At 64.9% G+C, this 1856-nt stretch carries 1 protein-coding gene; it reads right to left on the bottom strand.

Annotated features, from left to right (window positions below):
- Positions 1-1856: acetate--CoA ligase (gene acs, locus ACTXGA_RS24435; RefSeq protein WP_443395003.1), on the bottom strand; the 1856-nt coding region annotated here is incomplete at both ends.

Consider the following 1856-nt stretch of genomic DNA (forward strand, 5'->3'; position numbering starts at 1 on the left):
CGATTCATTCTGTTGTCGATGAGGTCGTCGACGACGGAGGGGTCGGCGAGGGTGGATGTGTCGCCGAGGGCGCCGTAGTCGTTTTCGGCGATCTTGCGCAGGATGCGGCGCATGATCTTGCCGGAGCGGGTTTTCGGCAGGCCGGGGGCCCATTGGATCAGGTCGGGCGAGGCGATGGGGCCGATTTCGGTGCGGACCCAGGTGCGCAGCTCCTTGCGCAGCTCATCCGTCGGCTCGACCCCGTTCATCAGGGTCACGTAGCAGTAGATGCCTTGGCCCTTGATCTCGTGCGGGTAGCCCACGACCGCCGCCTCGGCGACCTTTTCATGCGCCACCAGCGCCGATTCCACCTCGGCCGTGCCCATGCGGTGGCCGGAGACGTTGATCACGTCGTCCACCCGCCCGGTGATCCAGTAATCGCCGTCCGCATCGCGGCGGCAGCCGTCGCCGGAGAAGTAATAGCCTTTGTAATCAGAGAAGTAGGTCTTTTCAAACCGCTCGTGATCGCCCCAGACGGTGCGCATCTGCGCCGGCCAGCTGTCGGCGATGACCAGCACGCCCTCGACGCCGTTGCCCTCGATCACCTCGGCCGACTGCGGGTCCAGCACCAGCGGTTTCACCCCGAAGAAGGGCTTCTGCGCCGCGCCGGGCTTGGTCGCATGGGCGCCGGGCAGGGGGGTCATCATGTGACCGCCGGTTTCGGTCTGCCACCAGGTGTCGACGATCGGGCAGCGGCCGCCGCCGATGACATCGTTGTACCAGTTCCAGGCCTCGGGGTTGATCGGCTCACCGACCGTTCCAAGGATCCGCAGGCTGCTGAGATCGCATTTGGTGGCGAATTCGTCGCCCTGACCCATCAGCGCGCGAATCGCGGTGGGGGCGGTGTAGAACTGGTTGACCTTGTGCTTTTCGCAGACCTGCCAGAAGCGGCTGGCGTCCGGATAGGTCGGCACGCCCTCGAACATCAGCGTCGTGGCGCCATTGGCCAAGGGCCCGTAAACAATGTAGGAATGCCCGGTGACCCAGCCCACGTCGGCGGTGCACCAATAGACGTCGCCCTCGTGGTAATCGAAGGTGATCTCCTGCGTCATGGCGGCGTAAACCAGATATCCACCTGTGGAGTGCACAACCCCCTTGGGCTGACCGGTGGAGCCGGAGGTGTAGAGGATGAACAGCGGGTCCTCGGCGTTCATCTCGGCGGGTTTGCTGTAGTCATCCGCCTCCAGCGCCATTTCGTTGTAGTCGAAATCGCGCCCGTCCACCCATGTGGTCTGGCCGCCGGTGCGCTTGACCACCAGGCATTTGACGCTGTCCTTGCAGTGCAGCAGCGCCTTGTCGGCATTGGTCTTGAGCGCGGTCTTGCGGCCGCCGCGCGGGGCCTCGTCGGCGGTGATGACCAGCTTGGCGTCGCAGCCGTTGATGCGGGCGCTCAGCGCGTCGGGGCTGAACCCGGCGAAGACGATGGAATGGATCGCGCCGATGCGGGCGCAGGCCAGCATGGCATAGGCGGCCTCGGGGATCATCGGGAGATAGAGGATCACCCGGTCGCCCCGGCGCACGCCCAGGGTTTCGAGGATGTTGGCCATCTTGCAGACCGATGTGTGCAACTCGCGGTAGGTGATGTGCCTGGCGGCTTCCTCGGGGTCGTCGGGCTCGAAGATGATGGCGGTCTGGTCGCCGCGCTTTTCCAGGTGCCGGTCGATGCAGTTGGCGGCCACGTTCAGCGTGCCGTCCTCGAACCACTTGATCGAGACCTGGCCCAGGGTGAAATCGGTGTTCTTGATCTTGGTCGGCGCCTTGATCCAGTCCAGACGCTGCGCCTGCTCGGCCCAGAACGCCTCAGGATCCGCAACCGA

It is taken from the genome of Antarctobacter jejuensis (genome assembly GCF_052266595.1).
Classification (GTDB): domain Bacteria; phylum Pseudomonadota; class Alphaproteobacteria; order Rhodobacterales; family Rhodobacteraceae; genus Antarctobacter; species Antarctobacter jejuensis.